The organism is Simplicispira sp. GW247-4R2A (genome assembly GCF_059424465.1).
Genome location: NZ_JBWKZM010000023.1, coordinates 1 through 20,171 on the forward strand (window position 1 = coordinate 1; position 20,171 = coordinate 20,171).

Sequence of the window (20,171 nt, forward strand, 5' to 3'; positions counted from 1 at the left end):
GCCATCGCCCCACCCATGCCGCCAAACAACCCGCCCAGCGCCATAGAAATTGGGCTGAGGATGAAGCTGATGACAGGCCGCAGCACCATCGTCTTGAACATGTTTTCAACGGTGTCGCCCAGGTTCGCCGCGAACCCCTTGCCGCTCTCGAACCCGCGCAGCAGCGCGTCGGTCAGGCTGCTGTTGATGCTGTCGGCCGTGCGCTGCGACTCGTCCACCATGGCCTTGTTGGCGGCGTTGTTGCTGTTGATGAACGAGTTCTGAATCGCCTTGTTGCGCAGCTCCAGGCGCTTGGCCTCTGCCTCCGGCCCGCTGCCCAGGTTCAGCTTCTCGATCTCGGCAAGCTGCTTGGCAAGGTCCACCTCGACCTTGCGCTGCGCAATGATTTTTTCGCGCTCCTGCTGCGACTGCCCGATCAGCGACACCTGCAGCTCCAGCGACTTGGCCTCTTCGGCCGACGCCGCTGCCGACTCATCCAGCTTGCGGCTCGCCTGCAGGTACTCCGTGTCCTGCAGCGTCGCCACCCAGTGCTGTTGCGCGGCGATCTTCTTCTCAAGCGCGGCAACGTAGGCCGGTGCGAACTGGTCCGACGACTCTGCCTCTGCCGCCTGCTGCTGCATCAGCGCCAGCGTGGCCTGCTCGATCGCGGTTTTCGACTTGCCGTAGTTCGCGTTCACCGCATCCTGGGCGCTCGCCTGGCCGTTGATGCTGTCGGCCTGCTTGCGCACCGCATCAACCTGGCTGTTGAGCGCCGCCTCTTCGGCCTTGAGCGCCTTCTGGCGCGCCTGCTCAGACGCCACCTGCCGGTCCACCAACGCCAGCGACTGCGCCGCGGCAAGCGCCTTCTCCTTCTCGGCCCGCGCCACCCCGCTGATCGAGGTCTGCAACTGCTGCTGAATCCTGATGACCAACTGCTCGCCCTCGGTCATCTTCTGTGCGTCCGCCCCATCCGACTTGAGCAGCGCCAGGTACTTCTCTTGCTCAACCGTCTTGGCGCGAATCGCGGCCACCTCGGACTCGTTCGCGCCGCCTGCCGTTGATTTGGTGTCGTACTTCGCCTTGATGTCGGCCAGCCGCGCGCGCAGCTGCTCTTCGGTGATCAGCCCCGCGTTCACCAGTTGCTGGCCTTCCGTCTGCGCCTTGGCGATGGCCTCGTCGCGCTTGGCGGCCTTGGTCTTGAAGGCGTCGCCCTCCTGGTCGTACTGGATGTAGAGCTTGTTGACACGGGCACGCTCAGCCTCGGCCTCGGTCCCCCGCTTGATCATTCGCTCCTGCTCGGTCAGGAACGAAAGCTGCTGCTTCAGATCCGCCAGCGGCGTATCCCACGGCAGGCTGAACGGGCGGTTGGGGTTCTGGCCTTGCGCATCCGCGATCTTCTGGCGCACGTTGGCGATCTGGTCGGCCATGGTGTCCGGGCGCCCTACGTTGAGCATCGCATCCCATGCCCGGTCCGCAATCAGGCGCACCTCGTTCCATGCCGTCTGCAGAAATCCGAGGTTGTCTTTGATGCGCTTGGTGCGCTCAGCCGACGCATCGGCAAACGCGTTCTGCGCAATCGACGCCGCCCGCTCCTTGTCCCCCAGGTCCTCTGCCGCCTTGATCTGGTCGTAGGTCGCGGCCGTGAGGTAGTTCATCGTCTCGTTCAGCTTCACGCTGGCCTTCACCGGCGCGTCGCCCAGCTCGGCAAAGTGCTTCACGGTGTCGCCCACCGCCGTGCCCACCGTGCGCTCCATCTCGTTGGCTGTCGCGGCGAACTTCTGCAGGTCTTGCCCTTGCACGCGCGCGCTGCCCGCCAGTTGGGCCAGCGTGGCCGCCGCCTGCCCCTGCGTGCCCACCACCTGGCCCACCGCCTTGGCCATGTCGGCCATTTGCCCCGCCGTGGTGCCTGCGGCATTTCCCGTGAGGATCAACGCGCTCTCGTAGGCCCGTGCCTCCTTGGCGCCCTGTATGTAGGCCACCGTCGCCGCGCCCACAGCCAGCGCGGCCGCGGCGCCCACGGGCCCCAGCACCGCCAGCGCCCGGCTGGCCGACTCCGCCGCCGTGCTCTGGCCCTCCACAATGCCCTTCACCGCCGCGCCCATGGAAGTGGTGGACTTCTCCAGCTTCCCCACAGCCGCCTCGGTCTGGGCCGTTTGTTGGTCCAGGTCTTGGCGGAACTGGCGTGCTTCCAGCACCAGCTTCATCACCAGGGCGCCCAGGTTCGTGTTCATCGCGTGCGACTTTTCTTGGTTCGTTTGGCCTTGGCCGCAATCCGGTTGTCTTCGCGCAGCACCGCCCGCTGAATAACTTCAAGCGCCTCGGTGCGGCGTGCCAGGCGCCGGTGGCGCACACCGGCCATGCCGGCAAACGCGGCAATTCCGGGCCAGTTCAGGCACACCCTGCGCCCGTCCATGCCCGCAAACACCCACTGCTCCTGCACCCGCAAAAAGAACATCCAGTCCTCCCAGTTGTCCTCGTACACCTCGAAGGCGTCCTGCTCTTCGTCGGCGGCCTTCTGCTCGCCCGCCCGCTCGGCCCGGGCCTGCTCCACCGCTTCCTCCGTGGCGCCCATGGCCCGCATGCCGGCTTCCACCGCTGCATCCACCGGCACCGCCTGGCGGCGCTTCTCGGGCACGCCGGCGGTCAGGCGGGCCCAGTGCTGCGCCGCCTCGGTCAGTTTTTTGCGCGCGCCCCGGCACTGCCTTCCCAGAAGGCGGCAGCCAGCCCAACCGGCGCCGAGCTGATCGACAAGATGGCTTCGAGCTCCTCGCTGCTGAAAGGCACCTTCTCGTTCGTGTCCTTGTCCACCAGCTCCCAGTCCACCAACTGGCGGCGCACCACATCCTGGTGCGGCACGTCGCGCAGGTCTTTCAGCTCATCGGGCGTGGCGCGCTTGAACTTGCACATCAGCGTGTTCTTGTCGAACCCGCCGCGGTCGTTGGCCACGTTCACGGTGGCTTCGATGGAAAAGGTCGGGGTAATTGCGCGTTTGAATGCCATGGGAATCTCTTGAAAAAATGGGGGGGGTGATACGGGTTGATACGGGTCTGTGGGGCGCCGCGCTTCAGGTGAAGGTCAGCACCACTTCGTCGTTGCCGGAGTTGGGCATCACGGCAAAGCTGGCGTTCAGCATGGCCACGCGGTCGGTGTCGCTCAGGCTGGGCTCCTGGCTGAACTGCAGCTTGGGCGCGGTAATGCCCACCTTGTTGCCCGCCACCGTGCCGTGCACGATGGCCAGCGCCATCTCGGTGCCCAGGCGCACGTCTTCTGCCCAGTTCTTGGTGGCCACCGTGGTCATTTCGAACACGGCGCTGGCCGTGGGCTTGCGGTCGGGGCTGCGCACGCCGGCCCGGTTGATCATGTCTTTCCAGGCCGTCTGGTTGGCCATGTCGAGCGAGAAGCTCTGCGTCACCAGATCCAGCCCGGCAATCGTGAACGTGGCGGTGTTGGTGTCGCCCACCGTCAGCGGTTTCTGGAAGCCCGTGAACACGATGCCCGTGGGGAAGGCCACATCGGTCGGCGTCTCGTACTTGCCGATGTAGGTGAACTTCATCACCGGAATGTCTTCGGCATTGAGCGTGAAGCTCACCGTTCCCTTGGCGTCTGTCATCTTGAACAGCACGCCGTCGAGGTAGGCAAACAGGGTGAGGTAGTCGCCCTCGGCGCCGTGCGGCTGGTAGGCCGCGCTGACCCCGGCGCTGAGCGTCTCGGCAAAGTCGCAGCCCAGCAGCAGCGGCGCGAACTTGGGCGCCGTGCCGGCAGCGCCGCTGCCCGCCAGCTCCACCTCGAACTCGAACTGCCGGTGCTCGCCCGCCACGATGGCGCCGTAATTGCCCTTGGCGCCGCGAATCAGGGCGCGCTCCACGAACTTGCCCTTGATCGGCTGCGGCGTCAGCCCCTTGCACAGGATGGCGTTCGTGCCCGGTACCGGCGCGGCCGGCGTGCCCAGGGCGGTCTGCTTCATTGCCAGCAGCACCAGGTTGCTCATCTTCAATGCCATGTCGTTCTCCTAGAAATGGGGGGGTGGCTCAGACGATCGCGCCGGGCCGGGGGCCGGTGGGGTCTTCCAGCCGGGTGCGCTTGCCCGTGTAGGGGTCGCGGGCAAAGCTGCCGGCCTGGCCGGTAAATTCGTCCGCTGGCCAGCCGCCCTCGGGCATGGGCATGGGCGTGCGCATCAGGGTGGGCATGGGGGCGCGCAGTGCAGCGGCGCCATCGGTTGTCGTTGTGTCGGGGGCGTCTTCATTCATGGCTTCATTCCTTGGAAAACGGGGTTGCAATCACGGCCGCACGTCCAGGTCCAGCACGATCCAGCCGTAGGGGTGTTCCATCTGCCGGCTGCAGCGCCAGTCCTGCGGCAGCGCGCTGTCCCAGGGCACGGGGCTGCCGGGGGCCACAGGCGCCGCCACCCAGGCGAGCACATCAGACAGCAGGGCCAGCTCGGCCTGCTCCACCGCCAGCGCGTCGCTGCCTTCGGCCACCTTCACAAAGCCCACCACACCCAGCGTGCAGTGGCCCAGTTGCCCCTCGCGGCCACGGTAGTTGGCAAAGCGCCCACCGCCACCGGCCACCAGGCAGATCACGCCCTGCTCCAGCGCGGCGGGGTCATGGTTCAGGGGGTCGAGCACCAGGCTGCGCTGCACCACGCGCAGCGGCAGGGCTGCGGCCAGGCTGGCAGCAATCGCATCCAGGGCGGTATCGAGCGCGTTCACGCTGCACCCCCTGCCGCGCCGCTGCTGGCCAGAAATTCGCGCCCCGCCTGCTCCATGCGGGCGGGGAAAGTGCGCTGCATCTGCTCGGCCACCGGCCCCACGAAGGGCTGCGCCTTGATGCCGAAATGCCGCACATGCCAGGCCAGGCCTTCGTAGCGGTCGCGCAGCTCCAGGTTCTCCTGCAGCGCGCCCGTGGTGTTCTTGCGAGCGCGCCGGCGCCCGGCAAACGCCTTGGAGGTCAGCCAGGCCTTGATGTCGGCTGCAGCCGGGTCGCTCCATACCGGCAAACCCTTGCCGGGCTTCACGCCCTCTTCCACGGCCTGGGCGTAGGCCACGCCGGGCCCCACGCTCCATTCGAGATCGCCGGTTTGCTCGGCGTGAATCGAGTTGGTCAGCGTGCTGCGAAACTTCGGCGCCCGGTTCTTCATCAGCACCGCGGCGTGCTGCGCAATGGCGGCCAGCTCGGCCCCCAGCGCCTGCTCCAGGCCAGCGCCCTGCGCGCGCATTTGCGCGCTCACCACATGCACGTTCGAGGTCGCCATGGCTAGCGCGCCTCCTTGAATTCATTCATCAGCGCCTCGAACAGCGCTGTGGGCGTGCCGTTGCGCGGCGTGCCGCTGTAGCCGTCGCGCATTTGCGTCATCTTCACCACGTTGCGGATCGCCAGTTCGCGCATCGCTTCGGCCTGGGCACGCAGCAGCAGCAGGCCCAGGTCGTTGTCGTTCACGGTCGATTCGCCCACTGTGTCGCTCAGCACATGCCGGGCGAAGTACCAAAACTTGAGCGTGCTGCCCCACACCGCCAACTGGCGCGGCGTGGGCGCGGGGCTGAGTTCCAGGTACCAGTCGGTGCCGTCGCGCTGCGCCGCCACGCGCGGCACGGCGCCGGGCCAGCACGCATCCCACGGCTTGGGTGTCTGCGATGGCTCGGCCCACAAATGGGTTTTGAAAGCGGCAAAGTCGGGGTACGCCAGCAAATAGCTCGGCTGGTAGGCGAACAGCGCCACCTCGCCGGGCCGCGTCACCGGGCGCTTGGCCTGCATGTCGGGCAGCGCCACCTGCAGCATGCGCACAAAGTCACCATCGGCAGCCGCGCGAAACTGCGCCGCGGCGTCGCCCAGCGAAGCCTTGAAGGCTGCTACCACCGATGACAAAAGCAAGGCCATGGCTGCGCGCTGCCCTTATGCCTGGGGCGCTTCGCCAGCGCCCGCCTTACCAACCGCAGCGCCTTCGCCAATCGCAGCGAGCTGCTCGGGCGTCAGAGCGGCAAGCTGCTTCGCATAGGCCGCGTCGGCATCGGCCTGCAACTGATCATTGGCGCGGCGCAGGCGCTCGGCATCCAGGGCGGCCAGCAGGCTGGTGCGCGGGGTCGCAGAGGCGCCCTCGGCTTCGCGCAGCATGTCGAGCGCCTCTTGCTTCAGGGCGGGCAGCTCGGCGGTGATGTCTTTCACGCTGCGCGCTTGCAGCGCCTGCACCAGCTCGGCCATCGTGGGTTCTGCCGGCGCACCGTCCTGCTCAGGCGCGCCGCGCCGCTCGGGGGGCAACAGCGCTTCGTCAATGTCGCGGCCAGATCCTGGGGGGATCAGCTTGCCACCCACGAAGATGGCATTGCGCGTGTGGTTCTCGATGTGTCGGGTGCCCATGGGGTTCTCCTTTGCTGCTGCGCCCCTGGCGCGCCTCCAATGGGCGCGCTCAGGGGGTTTCACAGTCGCTCTTAGGGTTATTAGGCAGCCCGCGCCACACGGCCCGTGCCGCTGTAGACGACGATCGAGGTCAGGCTGTTCTTGAGCTGCGTCGGCGTGTGGCTCACGATGTACTGCGTGCCAAAGCCTTCCTGCTGGTCGGTGTACTGGCCGTTCGCGTTGCGCGCCTGCTCGGGCGGGTTCATGGCAAAGGCCTTCACCATGCGAAAGCGCGTGTTCGCCCGCTCACCCACCAAAATGCGGCTGTCGCCCAGCACCAGCCCCGGCGCGGTGGGGTTGAAGGTGGGAACGCCCTTGGTGAAGCCCAGCGATCCATCCGCCGCCAGGCCCGTGGCCACGCGCGAGCTGCTGGCCCGGAAGCTCTCGGCCTGCGTCAGCGCGTTGTCCATGGCGCCGCTCATCAGCGCGAAGTTGGCCGTGTAGTAGCGGTCGTTCTCGATCACCACCTTGCGGTTGCCAATCTCGGTCAGCAGGCGGTCGTAGCGGTCGCGGATGTTCTCGCCGCCCACCGCGTCCATGTCCCACACAGAGCGGTTCGTGGCGCGGAAGCCCGCCACCGTCAGCACCTTGCCATTGGCAGGCACCACCACCGTACCGGTCTGGTCCAGCAGGCGCAGTTCGCCCAGGTTCCAGTCCATGGCGTAGTAAATGCCGTTGGCCAGCGCGCTGCCATCGGCCGGCAGGGCGTATTCGGTGCGCACCGTGCCGTCGTAGGTGATGGTCAGCGCATTGGTCGGGCTGCCCACCGCATTGCCTTTGAGGTCGTAGGCCTGGCGCGGGCGCACCACCGGGAACACGCTGGTGACGAACACCGCGTTCGTGCCGTTGCACTGGGCCGTGAGCGTGTCGCTGAACGCCACGGCGCCCGCTTCGTCGGCGGAAAACACTATTTCGTTGTAGTTGATCGCCTCGGTGTCCTCGCCCACGATCCGCACGATGTTGCGGATGTTCTCGGCCAGCGGGTCGAAGTCGATGGGAGCGGCGCTCATCAGCAGGCGCAGCTCGCTCGAAACCAGGTAGGCCAGCTTTTGCGGGATGGGGCGGGCCTCTTCTTGCGTCTGGATCACACCCGCACGGCGAATGCCCTGCCCTTCATAGCGGCGCAGCGCCCCCACGCCAGCGGCAGACCGGTCGCGGTAGCTGTAGGGCACCGTCAGCACGTTGGCAAACGGGGCCGTGCCGGCATTCACGAAGGCCAGGCTGGTCAAGTTGTAGAGCGCCTCGCGCAGCACGGTGCGCTCGGCCACCACGGGCACGGCCACGTCGCTGATGCTGCCGGTACCGGCGGCGAGCATCTTGTGCTCGGCGTCCAGGCGCTGGCCGTTCTCGGCGTCGAACTGGGCCAGCGCCTTCTCGGCAAAGTCCTTGTTCACCGCGAGCAGCTTGCCGCCCGTCTTCTCGAAGCGCTTGGCCTCGTTCATGCCCTCGTAGCCCAGGCGCTTGTCAATGGTGGCCTGCAGGCTCTTGATGCTGTTCGAACTGTCCACGCTGATGCGCGCGTTGCCCGCAATCTGCACATAGCCCAGGCCCTGCAGCTTGGCCTGTGCACTGAGCTGCATGGCGTGGTCTACCTGCATCTGCGCCAGGCCCTTCACCTGTTCGTCGGTGGTCGCCTCGGTCACCATGGGCGCGGCCTTGGCGGTCAGCGCGGCCACTTCGTCGGCGCTCATCTCCTTGCAGCCGTCCTTGATGGTGTCGGACAGCAGCTTGTGCTTGGCCGCAATGGTGGTCTGCGCCAGCGTCTTGGCGTCGTCAGCCGCCTTCATGGCCAGCTTGACGGCGGCGTCCACGTCCACAGCGGGCGTGGCCAGGGTAATCGTCACGTTCTGCGGCGTGCCGTGGTTCTGGGCGGCCAGCGCCTTCACCTGCTCATGCACCGCAGCGCCGTTGGCCTTCCAGGTCTCCACCAGCGACAGGCATTTGGCCTGGTCGGCGGCAGCCGCGTCGAGTTGCTTTTGCGCCTCGGCCAGCAGCTTGGTGGCCACAGCGTCCGACAGGCCCAACGCCTTGTAATGCGCCTTGAGTTGTTCAATGAAGTTCATGGTGTCCTGCTCCTGCAGTTCTTTGAGAAGTTGGTGGGACACGGCCACGCGCACGCTCGCGTCGTGGTCGTTGTCCTGCGAAAGGGATTTGGGGTCGATGCCGTCCAGGCGCGAAATCACGGGCCGGTTCGTCAGGCCCGCACCCAGCAGCACGCAGCCGTGCTGCTGCTTTTTTTCGTTGTCCTGCCACGCTTCGTGGTATTCGGCCGACAGGTAGGTAAAGCCCCGCTCCTTGACGGACTGCACGCCAAACGGCGTCCACTCCACCAGGGCGCGCAGCCGCCCGTCTTCGACCGACAGCCGCAGCACCTTGGCCGCGGCGCCATCGTCTGGCCGGTGCGCCACGTCAATGAACACGTCCTGCCCCAGCACGCGGCCATCGAAGTTCTGCACCATCTGCGCCAGCATGGCGTGGGTGATCGCAAAGTCGCCATAGCGCGGGTCGTGGAACTGCCCGACACGGGTCAGCGTGATCCACGAAGTCTTGGCGCCCTCGGCGAGCGAAATGCTTTGCGACAGGAACCGCACCCGGCCCGGCACCCCATCCTCATGCCCCAGGCGAATGTGCCGCCCTGCCGGCGGCGCCTTCCACGCAGCCACCGCCGACACGGCCATGACTGCAAGAGCAATAAGGGTGAAACGCTTCATGGTGCCTCTGACGCGGGGTTGTCCGCGTGGGCATCATGAGCAATTGCAGCGCGCTAAAAAAGGGGGCAAAAAGCGCGCCTAGCGCTTTATCGGCAAGCGCTGGCAGCTATGGATTTTGGAGCGGTTTTTGGGGATATGGGGATTCCCATATCCGGGTGGACTACGCCTGCGCCTTGCGCGCAACCGTGTGGAATATGTCCCATCCATCCTTGAGCAGTTGCCGCAGCCCGAACATCTGCGCCATGGCCTGCTCGCCGTCAGGCCCGAAGGGCGGCAGTGTGCACCCGATGCGCGCCGTGTACCCGCCCGCCGGGCTCGGCTCGAACGCCACCACAAACCCCGTCTCGCGGTGCGTGGCGGTCAGCCCGTCAACGTCCACATCCCAAGCCCGCCGCCAGCTCATGCGGTGGTGGTTGCCGTCGCCGTAGGGGTGAGCTAGGTTCATGGTCGCACCAGGTCCACTGTCACAAAAGTGCCATCGGCAAAATGAACTTCGGCCACGTTGACCTGCGCGCTATCCTCCACCGGAACACCGTAAAAGCGGGCGGCATGGGTAGGCGGGTTCAAAAATAATCCTGACGCCTCCACCTCAGCCAATCCCTCGAATCGACTCGCCCACAGGATCGATAAGCAAACGCGTACAGCGCTTTGACCGCCATCCATTGCCTTTTTGACGCTGTAACGCGCACTACGCACGTTGTCCAAGAACGATGGTCTCAATTCGTCCATCACAGATCCTTCACCAGCGCCGCGTATTTCGCATCCACCTTGGCGCTCACGTTGTAGGGCACGGCCGCAGGCGGCAGCTCGATGCCCATGCGCTGCGCCAGCAGTTGGCCGTCGATGTACTTGTCGCCATGGCGAATCAGCTTGGCGGCGGTCAGAAATGCCTCCTTTTGCTCCCGCGTCTGAAAGCACAGGCCCACCCAATACTCGCTGTCGGTCGCCAGCTTGAATCGGTCCTGCTCCGCCTTCGAACGCGCCTTGAAGGCTTCCAGCACCGCGCTGGTTTCCTTCAAAGCCACTTCCTCGTTCGTCAGGGTGTCGTAGTCCAGCTCACCAATCGGGTCATCGATGTCCGGGCCATCGTCGGCGTCGAGCGCTTTCAGGCCGTCCAGGCTATCGAGCCCGTCCAGGCCACCACCGTCCAAATCGTCCAGGCCGTCAAGCGCTGACAGGTCGGTGTCGGTCCCCTGCGAGCCGTGCGGTGCCGTTGCGTTGGGCGAATTCATAGCGGGCAATCTCCATGTCCACGAGTGGGAACCAGTCCAGGATGGTCCGGTAGTCCCTTGGGAAATGCTCCCTGATCTTGATCAGAAAGCGCAGGTCCAGGCCGTCAAACGAGCGCCCGAACACCTTGTAATCCACAGGCAGCTTGATATCGGCCTTGACCAGCTCGGCCAGCAGCTGCTCCTTTTTCCAGTCCCAGCACGGGTAGAAATACTGGCGCTTGGCGTTCACCCCCTGGCTCTTGATCAGCGAAGCCCGGCGCATGGGGCTGTCCGCTGCGCGCACGCCCGTGGCGGTCCACACATCTTCGGGCAGGTTGCAATCCTCGATCACCGCGCCGCGCATGTCGTCGTACTCAAAGTTTGGCCAGCCCACCGCGTCGATGATGCGCAGCCGCTCCGGCGCCTGGTAGGTGGCATGGTTGATCCACCGGTAAAAAGCAGGGTGCGGCAGCTGCACGATGTGCTTGCCCAGCTTCTGCTCGGCATAGGCGATGTAATCCCCCACGAACTCCAGGCCGGGCACCAGGTACAGGTAGTACGGGGTGAAGTCGAAGTAGTCGCGCGCACTCAGCCAGGCAGCCCAGCTGTCTTTCCCCAAGGAAAACGACAGCAGGGCCTTGTCGTGGCCGGTGGCGGCGCGCACCACCTCGCAGACGGGGTTAGTCATGCTGCTCACTTCTCAAAACGAGACAGCTCAGCCGTCGCCTGCGCGTAGTCAATGGACTGCGCGGCCGGCCATAGTTGGGCATAAGCCAGGCTGGATACATGCACCACCTCGCCCAGGTTCACAGCAGCAAGTCCCACACTGGAAAGGCCGCGAACCTTGTCGCCCCCCATGTGCCGGTGCGCGGCGTCATAGACAACCTTGGCGCCATGCTGGCGGCAGGCATCGAAAATGTCTTGGTCTGTCATTGCAGGCCCCTTCAATCTTCCAGCGCCGCCATGGCTTCATGCCGCATGCGGCCCCATTCCCCATTGCCCTCGTTCACGCTGCGCACCCATTCAAGCCCGGCCTTTGAAATGCGAACTGCATCGGCCTCGCTGATCTGCTCACCGTCGGCAAATGATTCCGCGTACAGGCGAATTTCATAGGTGCTCTGCAAACGCTCTTCAATCTCGGCACGGTCATTAACCAGGTCACCCACGTTGGAAATAAAGCCATCTAAGACATCAAAAAGTTTTGGCATTGCTTGCTCCTGTTGGTTGGCTGCCTATGCGGCAGTTGAAAGACGCAGACGGTCATTGCAATTTCCCACCGTGGTTGATCACCCCCACCTGCCCACCAGCGGCAGATTCGGCTTGAACTTCCGCCAGCAGCATCTCTTGCACCGGGTCCGGCGCACCGCCGCGCTCCAGGTGCTCCAGATACCACTGGTGAATCAACCCCGCCACGTTGTCCTCTGGCTGATCTCTGAAGAGGGCAATGTCGATGCCCGACTCCCTGCAAATGGCCTCAATCGGCGCCCAGTCGAACTCGACATCCAGGGTCACCGGGTCTCGGCTCAGCTTCAGTGCCGCAAAGTCGAGCCCTTGCGGGATATGGATACGGACCAATTTTTCGTCCACGATCAGCCTTCCTCAATCTCGAAGTGCTCGGCGATCACGTCAGCATCCACACCGTGGGTCTCGCACCACTCCAACGCTTTCGCGTGACTCAAGACCTCGATGCCACTGCCGCCGCAGCTTCCATTGCTACCGCACGGCTGCGACCAGCGACTCATCGCGCCGCCTTCACCATGCACAAAGTAAGTGCCCTTGCTGGTGATATACAAAGTCTCTTCGCAGGCTTGGAAGTCTCTTCCATAAATCCCGTTGTCCCAGCTGGCAATCTTGGTAGCTGTTTCGGTGTTGTAAACCTTGCCATCGATCACTTTTTTCATTTCCATCTCCAAAGTCCGCGTCTACCCAGCGGAGCGGGTCGGGGCACCATGCCCCATCTCTTCCAAATGCCGCCGCACCCGCGCCGGCGAAAAAACCCCCCAGTCCCGCAAGTGGTAGGCCCAATCGGCCCGGCCCTCTCGCATGGCCTCGATCTGGCAGCCCATGCCCCGCAAGTCCTCGACCAGGCGAATCACGGTGGGCCTGCTTGTGTCCAGGCTGGCGGCCAGCTCATGGCTTGACTGAGGGCGGCGATCCAGGGCGGCCAGCAGCCTGAGCGACTTGTCCATTTTTGGGTTCATCGCGGCATGATAGGCTCATTTTTTGGGATTGAGAAGCTCGGCCGTGGCCGGGCATGGTCAGCAGCTGCATACGGGGTACAAAGGGGCGCACGGCTTCAATGGTGCGAAGAATGCTTTTATGCATATTGATTCTCCAAAAACCTCTGCAAACCCCCGAGGTGCGGGGACCGATTTATTCAATCGATGCCGGATAGTAGCATCATTTTCTAATATCAACAATAGCCAAAAAATACCCGACTGATAAAGCCGGGTATTAGGGGTTTCGGGCTATCACGACCCCGACGAACGACCACCGGACAAGCCAGCGGCGCGGGTCAACTGCGCATAGCTCGACTTGGTAGCCTTGCTCGCACGGTTGTACGCATTTCGAGTGGGGCGCCCTTCAGCGCGGCCACGACGCAAACGTGTTGCCATAATTTTTCACCTCCTTTCCCCGTCAACGGACGGCGTTTTACACAAGGCGCCCACAGCCAGCGGCTATGAAAGCGCATCCGTGATCTTTTTCACAATGACTTTGTCCACCATGGGCTGCACCGTCCCATCCGGGTACACCAGCCGCAGCCCTTTGATGCGCTCCAGGTTGCGCAGCGCCACGGCGGGCACGTCGTCGGCCAGGATGGCCAGGCGCTCGGTATCCACGTGCACGCAGTCCCACAGCGCTTCCCACGTGCGCTCGATGGGGTAGTCATGCAGCCGCCGGGGCTTGACCTGCTTGAACACCACGCAGTAGCGCAGCAGGCGGGCGTCTTCCAGCAGCAGCGCGGTGCTCTCCCGGCGCGGGTTGTCCTTGTACTGCTGCAAGAGGTCATCAAAATTCATAGCTGCTACCCCTTACCAGTCAAGCGCTGGCGTGCCAAACGGGCATCAACCGCCCGCAGCGGCGCGCGGATCATCCCCGTGCGCAGCAGGCCCTGGTCGAAGTACGTGGCCTTGGTCTTGCCCAGCACGCCATCGCGCACCTCGGGCGCCAGGCGCTGCAGGGCCTGCAGGGCGGTTTCTTTGCCGGCGCGCTCGGCGTCGGTCACTTCCTCTTCAAACGCCATCACCACGAAGCTCAGTGTGTTCGGGTGCGCTGGCCAGGGGCAGCTTGCGCGGTCGGGGTACACGCCGGGGCCCAGGCCGTGCAGGTTCTGCGATGCCAGCAGGTCGCACACGTCCGGCTTGGGGTGCGCGGGGCTCAGCAAAAACCGCCAGCCGGAAAAGCCCGGCGTGCCCTCGCCCGCCGCCATGTACGCCTCGCCATGCGCCCGGTTGATCTCGGTGCGGAACACCCGCTCCACCTGGCTGAACACGCCGTTGTCGCGGTCGGTCAGCGTGCCGGCGGCTTGCGCCAACGCCCCCGCCCGGCCGGCCACCACGCGGGCCATCACGTCGCCAGGCACCTTGTCGCCGGCCAGGATGAAGTCTTGCGCCGCCCGGGATGCGCTCTGCCCCATCACCACGGCCTGGCCTATGGCGCGGGTCAGCGCCTGCTTGGCGCCCAGGTCCAGGCGCCAAAGCCGGTCCGAGAGGGTCAGGCCATCGGCCAGGGTGAACTCGCGCACAAAGCGCACCGCCGCCTGGTGCACGCGCATGGCGGCGCTGCTGTCGAGCACCGCCTGCGCGCCGCTGGTGGCACCTGCGGCACTTGCGCTGCCTGCGCCATCGAGCGCGCCCACGGCTCCCAAGCCCTGGGCGGTGTAGGGCCGCACGCCCAGCTCGGCCGCCTGGTCAATGGCGCGGGCCACCAGCGCATCGCGCGCCGCGCTCAGGCCATCCACCACCGCCTCGATCTGCGCGAGCAGCTCGCGCAGGCGGTGCTGGGGAACCTCTTGCTGTGCATCCACCGCCGCCGCGATGCGCGCCCGCACCTCCTCGGCCGCCCGGCCATAGAGCACTAGCAGATCCTCCACGCCACGGCGGTCAAGATCGTGCATGGCGTGGCGGGCCTGGCGGCTGGCGCGGCGGATGGCGGCGGCTTGTTTCACCCTTCGATGCCCTTCACCGTGGCGACGGCCTTGCCGATGGCCTCCAGCACTTCCACGGTCAGGCCAAGGATCGAATCGTTTTCGTCGCGTTGATTCGCTGCGTCCTTGAACAAACCAAACTGCCATGGGTCGCCCGGATTGGCGCGCGCGGCAACCAACCTGAGAGGCTGGCTGTGGATGGTCTTGCCCAGTTCAATTTCGACTTTCATGGCATCACTCCACCAGCACCCAATCTTCGGCCAGCATGTCCGTCTGACTGGCGAGCCACGGCACAAACTTGTTATCGGCCGTCTTCATGCCGATCCATGGAAGCAAAGCAGGAACACGGCTGCGCCAGTCATGGTCGTATTCATTGCGGGGACCGAAGTTGCCTTTATGCAGTTGCACTTCTCTGGCCTTGACATACTCCAGCCACATACCCTTGCCATTCCACCCCGCGCGTGCCACGCGCTGGCCCGCCTTGAGCGCTTCAATGGCCAGGCCAAACGTCATCCCTGAGCACTGCCGATAGGCCCGCTGGAACACGTCCGCCGGCGACCAGCTCACATAGCCCGCTCGGTCCGGCATGTTGGCCTTGCCGCCGTCCAGGTACTCCACCAGAAAACCGAGGTCGCTGCCGTCTTCATCGGCGGGCAACGGCCAGCCGCGGTAGGTGTTGTATTCGGCCCGATTCATTGGGGTGGCGTTGATGAGTTTTACGCCGATGTATTTCGTTGTCATGCTGTTTTGCTCCTGATTTAAGAGCGGCCTTTGCCGCCATTGCTACCCGCAACGCCAATAGCCGTCGCGCTCTCGCCCTTGGGCGCATTCCCCGGCGTCACGTTCACGCGCCCGCCGGCGCCCTGCGCGGCTGGTGGGTACGGGTCGTTGCGCGCGGCCTGCTCGATGCGCTTGTCGCGCACGTAGTCCGGGTCCAGCCCCATGTCGGCGTACACCATGTCGTCTGGCAGGCCCAGGCTCATGTACTTCAGCGCCAGGTCGGCCACCTGGTTGGGCGTCTCGGTGCGGCGCTGGGCAAAGCGCAGGGTGAATTCGCCCACGTCCGGATCAATGCCCTTGAAAAGCAGGTGAATGCGGAAGGCCACCGTATAGCTGGCCGCCATGGCGTCTTGCAGGCTGTCCACCTCGTCGTAGTAGCTGCGCTTCAAGTCTTCAAGAATGTCGCGCGCCATGCCTTCGGTGTAGCCAAACAGGCCCTTGGGCGCGGGGCTGCCGGCGTAGAACGTGTCGAGCAGGTGCACCACGTCGGCAATGTCGCCCAGCGTGGCGTCGCCCTGCACGGCGGTGACGCCCCCTTTCTTGTTCAGGTAGTAGTCGGTGGTGATTTCGCCGCGCTCGCCCTCCACCTGCTTGCGGTAAGCGAGCAGCGCGGGTTCGTCAGCGCCTTCCAGCACGTGGGCCATGCGCAGCGGGGCGCGCATGCGTCGGCGCAGCACCAAATCCTCTTCGGTCATCGTCAGCTTTTGCCAGACGTGGGCACACGAATCGAGAAACGGCCGCCCCATGCTGCCCAGGTCATCGAAGTTGTCGGGGTCGAGCCGCGCCACGCTCATTTGCCAGGCGGCCCAGCTCGCCATGGTGGTGCCGGTCATCACGTCGCGCTGCTCCCAGGCCGCAGCCGGGTTTTTGAAGCGCCCGCCGATATCGGTGATCGGCACCAGGGTTTCGCTGGGCATGCGGATGGCGGCCACCACGTCTTGCGTGTCGTTCAGCACGAGCTGCAGCGGCAGGTTTCCTTCCATCACGAAGCCGCGCGCATCGCTCTTGAGCTTCTCGCCCATCTCCAACTGCAGGCGCCCCTGCAGGGCGCGCCATTCGCGCTTGAGCACTTCGCTGCTGGCCTTCTCGTTCACCTGCAGCACCAGGCCGCCACGGATGCAGTCGCGCGCCAGGCGGTTGTGGATCTGCTTGACCCGGCCGTCGCGCCGGTCCATGTCGCGCACGGTGCGCACCATGGCGCGGCGCTCGGTGTCAAGCCACATGTTGCGGTACATGCGGGCCAGGGCATCGTCGCCGGGCAGGCGCACGCCGGTCTCCTGCGGCAAGGGCGTGGTGGACGGGTACACGTCACGCCACATATTGGTGATGAGGGTCAGGGCGGCACTGGGCAGCGAGGAAAGGGTTTTGCGCATGTCGTCGGTTCCTTGTGCTCTTAGGCCGGCAGCAAGATGCCGCCGCTCGATGGCGCCCACCGCTGACCAAAGCCTTGAATTGCGCTGGCAATGCGCTGCATCACCACGCCGGGCCCGGCCAGCAGACTCTCTCGGCTTTGCTTGCGGCTCTGGATGACGGCCGGGGCATCGGCCAGGCCGCGCGTCAGCAGGGCGTACACGGCGGCGCAGGCGGCGTCGAAAAAGTCGTCGCCCACCTTGCGGTCCACCATCGAAAAGCTGCTGTAGCTCGCCTGCGTGGGGGTGGCCTTCATGTTCCCCATCTGCCGCACGAAGGCCAGCCATTCCTCGGGCTCGCGTTCGTCGGCCACGTCCACATACGGGAAGGCGGCGCGGTTGTGGTGGAAGGCCTCGCGCAGCGCGCTGGCCATCACGTGTTTCGTCATGCCCTCGAAGCGCATGGGGGCAAAGGCCCACTCGTTCCAGGCGCTGGCGGTGCTCTGGCCATCGGCCACCACCTCGCGGTTCACGTGCGTCAGGCCCTTGCGGTACAGCGCATCGTTCACGCCGGTCAGCATGCCCACGCCGTAGGCGTCGCCTATGCCGTAGTCGGGGCGGAAGTAGTCCCAAATCGCCACCAGGTCTTTCGCCAGCGTGCTGTCGCTCACGCCAGCGGCCCAAATCTTCACGAACGGGAAGGTGATCCAGTTGCCGAGCTGCTCGCAAATCACCAGCGCGCTTTTCGACGCCGCCGGGTCTTCGCCGTGGCCGGTGTGGTCGTAGCCCAGGCTCAGCAAGCCGCGGCGCTTGTACCGCTGGCCCGGTACCGGGCAGGCGCGCTCCAGGCCCGCCTCAAGGCCCAGGGCGCTGGCGCGGCGAATGTGCTCTTCCCAAATCCAGTTGCGCGCCCGGATGTTCTTGCACAGGAACTGCCGGATGTACTCATCGGGCGGCATCTGCAGCTGCATGCTTTTCGCCCAATCGGCGTTCACCATGCCCAGCTGCACGCCCAAGTGCACGTCGACCGCTGGCAGCACGTGGTATTCGCCGGTGTTGATGAGCGACTGCAGCACGTCCGCGCCCTTGTACACGCCGGTAATGCGGATGCGCGGTTTGAATTGCTGTTCGCGTGGATCCACACCGGCACGGCGAGAGGATCCCAGCATGGGCAGAAAGCGCGACATCAGCCGGTCTTGCGGCATGTCGTCGGCTTCTTCGAGGTCGGCAATAGTGATCGATTCGCCGTCGATCTGGCTCATGATCCCGAAGGCAGTGGTTTTGCTGCCGTTCACGAACTGAAAGCTGGTGTCCTTGAGTTGCGGGCGCCCTTGCCGGTGGGCAATGAAGGCACTCAGCATCTCGCTGCGCCGAATAGCGTCCAGCATGTAATTCAGGTTGTTCTGGCTCTGCTGCATGCGCGGCGCCACGATGCCGCATTCCTGGAAGGGCGAGGTCGCCAGCTCTTCCAGGTTGTGCCACTCCTTCACCGCCGTCTTGCCCGTGCGCCGGCAACTGAAGTCCACCGTGTTCGCATGCTGGTCCATCTCCTGCATCTTCAGGCACTGGATCGGGTCGAGCTCCACGTTGTGCACGTGCTTGTGCCACAGCGCATGCGGGCGGATGCCGGTCGCCGGGTCAGGCACCGCAAACCGCATGATCTCGCGCTCAGCCACCAGGCTGCTCTTGGCGCGCTGGGCGGCACTGGTGCGGCTCACTGGTCACCCCCGCGCGCCTTGTGTTCCACCAGCACCGGGTCTGCCGCCGTCGCCTTCTTCGCCTTGGTAATCAGCAGGCGCGCGTTCTCGGTGGCTTCCAGCATGCGGGCGCCAAAGGAGTTCAACGTCTCGCGCGTGTCCTCACCCATCTGCAGCTTGCCCAGGCTGCGCTCTTCGTCGTCTTCGGCAGCGCGCACCGTCATTCCCAGGTCGCTCATCGACAGCCCCAGGCGCGAAATCAGCTCCGTCAGCGGCTTGAACGCGGGGTTGCTGGTGTAGTTGTAGATGTAGCGCTTGCTGCCATCCTCGGCCGTGTAGGTCAGCGTTACCGGGTTGCCCTCGCGGTCGAGCTCCACCTTGGGCGCCTTGATCAGCACGCCCAGCCCCAGCACCTCCTGGATACACATTTGCAGCGTCGCCATCAACGCCGCGTGCATATCGGCGTGCATGGCCGACAGCACGCGCGGATTGCGCTGCTCAAACGCCGCGTGGTGCAGCATGAAAATCTCGGTCTGCTTCACGCAAGCCGGCTGCTGCGCGCACCATGCGCGGTCCACGTCGCAGCGTGCGCAAAACGCATAGCCATCGGGCTTGGCCGGGAAGTAAGTCGCAGTGCGCGCCGCCGCGCCATGCTTCATCGCATTGAAACGGGTGCGCAGCGCCTCGGTCGGTGTCGGGTGGCCATCCAGGTTCGCGCCACTCGCCGCCTTCCCCTGCTCAGACTTCGGCCCCGTGGAAAACTGGTGGGCCTTCAGCAGCGCCCGCTCCCATGAAGCCTGCGGCTGATGCTGCGCCCCGCACGAAGGGCAATGGGCGAAATAGCGAAACGGGTGGTGCGCCTGCTCCGCATCGTCCTCGATCAGGTCCGGCTCACCCTCGAACGCCGCACGGCACTGCGTGCAACGGAAATTGACGGTGGAAATCTTCGCGGACCAATCCTTGGGCATGCTCCATGGTGCGGCCAAACACAGGCGCAAAAAAAGGGGGCAAACCGGCTTGCGGCTTGCCCCGTTTGCTATGGATTTTGAATTTTATTCGAGCTGCGCCACGTTGGTGATCAGGTTGTACGTGAACCAACCATCCCCGGTCACAAAAAACTGCGGCTTCGCGCTGGCCGCATCGCGCATCAAGCCGATGGCGTCTGAGAACTGATCGAAGGAAACGATCTTGCGAAACGGGATGCGCATGCTGTGAACCGGCGACACGAAGTACAGGTGCTTCGTGGTCACCACCAGCGACCCCTGGCCAACCTCCACGCGGTCGGTCGAATACACCGGCTTGCCCTTGAAGGCCCCCAGTCGCGCATAGACCCCGCTGACCACCCGCACGCTCACGCCTTGCGAGCGCCCCACGAACTCACGGCGCACGCGGTCTTCCAGGTAGCGGACGCCGTGAAAAACCCACACCAGCCGCTCGCTCTTCTGCAGATTGACCGGGAACCCAGCGGGGGCCTCTACATTGGGGAGCTCCCCTGAAGAAAGCAAGCGCTGCAGGACAGACGCCTTGCCCACCCTGGTAAGGGCGCCGTCTTGGTCTAGCTTTCGTGGGTCGAGCGAAAACCGCTCTTGCGCATCACTCAGGCGTTTTTCTTCAGCTTCGGACAGCAGCCCGTCATCCAGGTACTTATCAGCGGTGCGCGTCCAAGCGTCGATCAAGGCCGCTTCCCTGTCCTGCATAGAGAGCAGCCCGGTTTCCAGCCCCGACGCGAGCGCAAGTTCAACGTCAGCAAGTGGCGCTTCCGACGCCAGCAACAGAGAAATACGCTGTCGCAATCTGGCTTGCTCACCTTCCCGCAATACGGTCGCATGGACCTGCGACTCGATTTCTTCGTCGTTCTTTTTTTTGCACGCAGGGTGCACAGAGCGAAAAAACCCTGCTGGCTCACC

27 protein-coding genes are annotated in these 20,171 nt (G+C 64.9%); all 27 read right to left on the reverse strand.

Going from position 1 to position 20,171, the window contains the following annotated elements:
• On the reverse strand, positions 1-2,210 hold a 2,210-nt coding region (locus AC07ZH_RS14925; RefSeq protein ID WP_495200400.1), incomplete at its 3' end, for a phage tail length tape measure family protein.
• A complete protein-coding gene (locus tag AC07ZH_RS14930) occupies positions 2,207-2,614 on the reverse strand; it encodes a hypothetical protein (RefSeq protein ID WP_495200401.1) in 408 nt (135 codons plus the stop codon). The genes AC07ZH_RS14925 and AC07ZH_RS14930, both read right to left, overlap by 4 nt.
• A gap of 38 nt (positions 2,615-2,652) precedes the next feature.
• Entirely contained in the window at positions 2,653-2,979 is a 327-nt protein-coding gene (locus tag AC07ZH_RS14935) for a hypothetical protein (protein ID WP_495200402.1), read from the reverse strand.
• Positions 2,980-3,043: 64 nt separating this feature from the next.
• Positions 3,044-3,979 carry a phage tail tube protein gene (locus tag AC07ZH_RS14940; protein ID WP_495200403.1) on the reverse strand — a complete coding sequence of 312 codons (936 nt, stop codon included), beginning with the start codon at positions 3,977-3,979 and terminating at the stop codon, positions 3,044-3,046.
• A 28-nt stretch (positions 3,980-4,007) separates the two neighbouring features.
• Positions 4,008-4,226, reverse strand: coding sequence for a hypothetical protein (locus tag AC07ZH_RS14945; protein ID WP_495200404.1), 219 nt, complete (start codon positions 4,224-4,226; stop codon positions 4,008-4,010).
• A 30-nt stretch (positions 4,227-4,256) separates the two neighbouring features.
• Entirely contained in the window at positions 4,257-4,688 is a 432-nt protein-coding gene (locus tag AC07ZH_RS14950; RefSeq protein ID WP_495200405.1) for a hypothetical protein, read from the reverse strand.
• The gene (locus tag AC07ZH_RS14955) at positions 4,685-5,230 is read right to left on the reverse strand and encodes a hypothetical protein (protein ID WP_495200406.1); all 546 of its coding nucleotides are present in this window, start codon (positions 5,228-5,230) and stop codon (positions 4,685-4,687) included. Before AC07ZH_RS14955 ends, AC07ZH_RS14950 begins: the two co-directional genes overlap by 4 nt.
• A 2-nt stretch (positions 5,231-5,232) precedes the next feature.
• Complete coding sequence (locus tag AC07ZH_RS14960; RefSeq protein WP_495200407.1) at positions 5,233-5,853, reverse strand: hypothetical protein; 621 nt, start codon at positions 5,851-5,853, stop codon at positions 5,233-5,235.
• A 15-nt stretch (positions 5,854-5,868) separates the two neighbouring features.
• Positions 5,869-6,330 (reverse strand): hypothetical protein, encoded by a 462-nt coding sequence (locus AC07ZH_RS14965; RefSeq protein WP_495200408.1) that lies wholly within the window; start codon positions 6,328-6,330, stop codon positions 5,869-5,871.
• A gap of 80 nt (positions 6,331-6,410) precedes the next feature.
• The gene (locus tag AC07ZH_RS14970; RefSeq protein WP_495200409.1) at positions 6,411-9,080 is read right to left on the reverse strand and encodes a phage protease; all 2,670 of its coding nucleotides are present in this window, start codon (positions 9,078-9,080) and stop codon (positions 6,411-6,413) included.
• A gap of 160 nt (positions 9,081-9,240) precedes the next feature.
• Positions 9,241-9,525 carry a hypothetical protein gene (locus tag AC07ZH_RS14975; RefSeq protein WP_495200410.1) on the reverse strand — a complete coding sequence of 95 codons (285 nt, stop codon included), beginning with the start codon at positions 9,523-9,525 and terminating at the stop codon, positions 9,241-9,243.
• Positions 9,522-9,809 (reverse strand): hypothetical protein, encoded by a 288-nt coding sequence (locus AC07ZH_RS14980; RefSeq protein WP_495200411.1) that lies wholly within the window; start codon positions 9,807-9,809, stop codon positions 9,522-9,524. Before AC07ZH_RS14980 ends, AC07ZH_RS14975 begins: the two co-directional genes overlap by 4 nt.
• Positions 9,809-10,312, reverse strand: coding sequence for a hypothetical protein (locus AC07ZH_RS14985; protein ID WP_495200412.1), 504 nt, complete (start codon positions 10,310-10,312; stop codon positions 9,809-9,811). The genes AC07ZH_RS14980 and AC07ZH_RS14985 overlap by 1 nt, the downstream gene beginning before the upstream one ends.
• Positions 10,245-10,979 (reverse strand): adenine nucleotide alpha hydrolase family protein, encoded by a 735-nt coding sequence (locus AC07ZH_RS14990; protein ID WP_495200413.1) that lies wholly within the window; start codon positions 10,977-10,979, stop codon positions 10,245-10,247. The genes AC07ZH_RS14985 and AC07ZH_RS14990 overlap by 68 nt, the downstream gene beginning before the upstream one ends.
• Positions 10,980-10,984: 5 nt before the next feature.
• Positions 10,985-11,224, reverse strand: coding sequence for a hypothetical protein (locus AC07ZH_RS14995; RefSeq protein ID WP_495200414.1), 240 nt, complete (start codon positions 11,222-11,224; stop codon positions 10,985-10,987).
• Positions 11,225-11,235: 11 nt separating this feature from the next.
• Entirely contained in the window at positions 11,236-11,499 is a 264-nt protein-coding gene (locus tag AC07ZH_RS15000) for a hypothetical protein (protein WP_495200415.1), read from the reverse strand.
• Positions 11,500-11,551: 52 nt separating this feature from the next.
• Positions 11,552-11,878: a hypothetical protein gene (locus AC07ZH_RS15005; protein ID WP_495200416.1), complete on the reverse strand. Its 327-nt coding sequence runs from the start codon at positions 11,876-11,878 to the stop codon at positions 11,552-11,554.
• A gap of 2 nt (positions 11,879-11,880) precedes the next feature.
• Entirely contained in the window at positions 11,881-12,192 is a 312-nt protein-coding gene (locus tag AC07ZH_RS15010) for a hypothetical protein (RefSeq protein ID WP_495200417.1), read from the reverse strand.
• Positions 12,193-12,213: 21 nt separating this feature from the next.
• Positions 12,214-12,492, reverse strand: coding sequence for an HTH domain-containing protein (locus AC07ZH_RS15015; protein WP_495200418.1), 279 nt, complete (start codon positions 12,490-12,492; stop codon positions 12,214-12,216).
• 477 nt (positions 12,493-12,969) lie between these two features.
• Positions 12,970-13,311 carry a hypothetical protein gene (locus AC07ZH_RS15020; protein ID WP_495200419.1) on the reverse strand — a complete coding sequence of 114 codons (342 nt, stop codon included), beginning with the start codon at positions 13,309-13,311 and terminating at the stop codon, positions 12,970-12,972.
• A 5-nt stretch (positions 13,312-13,316) separates the two neighbouring features.
• Complete coding sequence (locus AC07ZH_RS15025) at positions 13,317-14,459, reverse strand: hypothetical protein (protein WP_495200420.1); 1,143 nt, start codon at positions 14,457-14,459, stop codon at positions 13,317-13,319.
• The gene (locus AC07ZH_RS15030) at positions 14,456-14,668 is read right to left on the reverse strand and encodes a hypothetical protein (protein WP_495200421.1); all 213 of its coding nucleotides are present in this window, start codon (positions 14,666-14,668) and stop codon (positions 14,456-14,458) included. Before AC07ZH_RS15030 ends, AC07ZH_RS15025 begins: the two co-directional genes overlap by 4 nt.
• 4 nt (positions 14,669-14,672) lie before the next feature.
• The gene (locus AC07ZH_RS15035; RefSeq protein WP_495200422.1) at positions 14,673-15,179 is read right to left on the reverse strand and encodes a DUF2829 domain-containing protein; all 507 of its coding nucleotides are present in this window, start codon (positions 15,177-15,179) and stop codon (positions 14,673-14,675) included.
• A 17-nt stretch (positions 15,180-15,196) separates the two neighbouring features.
• The gene (locus AC07ZH_RS15040; protein WP_495200423.1) at positions 15,197-16,591 is read right to left on the reverse strand and encodes a hypothetical protein; all 1,395 of its coding nucleotides are present in this window, start codon (positions 16,589-16,591) and stop codon (positions 15,197-15,199) included.
• A 20-nt stretch (positions 16,592-16,611) separates the two neighbouring features.
• Positions 16,612-18,285, reverse strand: coding sequence for a hypothetical protein (locus AC07ZH_RS15045; protein WP_495200424.1), 1,674 nt, complete (start codon positions 18,283-18,285; stop codon positions 16,612-16,614).
• The gene (locus tag AC07ZH_RS15050) at positions 18,282-19,232 is read right to left on the reverse strand and encodes a hypothetical protein (RefSeq protein WP_495200425.1); all 951 of its coding nucleotides are present in this window, start codon (positions 19,230-19,232) and stop codon (positions 18,282-18,284) included. Before AC07ZH_RS15050 ends, AC07ZH_RS15045 begins: the two co-directional genes overlap by 4 nt.
• An 84-nt stretch (positions 19,233-19,316) precedes the next feature.
• Positions 19,317-20,081, reverse strand: coding sequence for a hypothetical protein (locus AC07ZH_RS15055; protein WP_495200426.1), 765 nt, complete (start codon positions 20,079-20,081; stop codon positions 19,317-19,319).
• Positions 20,082-20,171: the final 90 nt, after the last annotated feature.

What these genes read in the sequence shown, in the direction of transcription:
- AC07ZH_RS14935 (WP_495200402.1), bottom strand. Translation starts at nt 2,979, where the DNA reads ATGGCATTCAAACGCGCAATTACCCCGACCTTTTCCATCGAAGCCACC.
- AC07ZH_RS15030 (WP_495200421.1), bottom strand. Translation starts at nt 14,668, where the DNA reads ATGAAAGTCGAAATTGAACTGGGCAAGACCATCCACAGCCAGCCTCTC.
- AC07ZH_RS14975 (WP_495200410.1), bottom strand. Translation starts at nt 9,525, where the DNA reads ATGAACCTAGCTCACCCCTACGGCGACGGCAACCACCACCGCATGAGC.
- AC07ZH_RS14940 (WP_495200403.1), bottom strand. Translation starts at nt 3,979, where the DNA reads ATGGCATTGAAGATGAGCAACCTGGTGCTGCTGGCAATGAAGCAGACC.
- AC07ZH_RS15040 (WP_495200423.1), bottom strand. Translation starts at nt 16,591, where the DNA reads ATGCGCAAAACCCTTTCCTCGCTGCCCAGTGCCGCCCTGACCCTCATC.
- AC07ZH_RS14955 (WP_495200406.1), bottom strand. Translation starts at nt 5,230, where the DNA reads ATGGCGACCTCGAACGTGCATGTGGTGAGCGCGCAAATGCGCGCGCAG.
- AC07ZH_RS14990 (WP_495200413.1), bottom strand. Translation starts at nt 10,979, where the DNA reads ATGACTAACCCCGTCTGCGAGGTGGTGCGCGCCGCCACCGGCCACGAC.
- AC07ZH_RS15035 (WP_495200422.1), bottom strand. Translation starts at nt 15,179, where the DNA reads ATGACAACGAAATACATCGGCGTAAAACTCATCAACGCCACCCCAATG.
- AC07ZH_RS14965 (WP_495200408.1), bottom strand. Translation starts at nt 6,330, where the DNA reads ATGGGCACCCGACACATCGAGAACCACACGCGCAATGCCATCTTCGTG.
- AC07ZH_RS15010 (WP_495200417.1), bottom strand. Translation starts at nt 12,192, where the DNA reads ATGAAAAAAGTGATCGATGGCAAGGTTTACAACACCGAAACAGCTACC.
- AC07ZH_RS14985 (WP_495200412.1), bottom strand. Translation starts at nt 10,312, where the DNA reads ATGAATTCGCCCAACGCAACGGCACCGCACGGCTCGCAGGGGACCGAC.
- AC07ZH_RS14945 (WP_495200404.1), bottom strand. Translation starts at nt 4,226, where the DNA reads ATGAATGAAGACGCCCCCGACACAACGACAACCGATGGCGCCGCTGCA.
- AC07ZH_RS15020 (WP_495200419.1), bottom strand. Translation starts at nt 13,311, where the DNA reads ATGAATTTTGATGACCTCTTGCAGCAGTACAAGGACAACCCGCGCCGG.
- AC07ZH_RS14980 (WP_495200411.1), bottom strand. Translation starts at nt 9,809, where the DNA reads ATGGACGAATTGAGACCATCGTTCTTGGACAACGTGCGTAGTGCGCGT.
- AC07ZH_RS14995 (WP_495200414.1), bottom strand. Translation starts at nt 11,224, where the DNA reads ATGACAGACCAAGACATTTTCGATGCCTGCCGCCAGCATGGCGCCAAG.
- AC07ZH_RS14970 (WP_495200409.1), bottom strand. Translation starts at nt 9,080, where the DNA reads ATGAAGCGTTTCACCCTTATTGCTCTTGCAGTCATGGCCGTGTCGGCG.
- AC07ZH_RS15000 (WP_495200415.1), bottom strand. Translation starts at nt 11,499, where the DNA reads ATGCCAAAACTTTTTGATGTCTTAGATGGCTTTATTTCCAACGTGGGT.
- AC07ZH_RS15015 (WP_495200418.1), bottom strand. Translation starts at nt 12,492, where the DNA reads ATGAACCCAAAAATGGACAAGTCGCTCAGGCTGCTGGCCGCCCTGGAT.
- AC07ZH_RS14960 (WP_495200407.1), bottom strand. Translation starts at nt 5,853, where the DNA reads ATGGCCTTGCTTTTGTCATCGGTGGTAGCAGCCTTCAAGGCTTCGCTG.
- AC07ZH_RS15050 (WP_495200425.1), bottom strand. Translation starts at nt 19,232, where the DNA reads ATGCCCAAGGATTGGTCCGCGAAGATTTCCACCGTCAATTTCCGTTGC.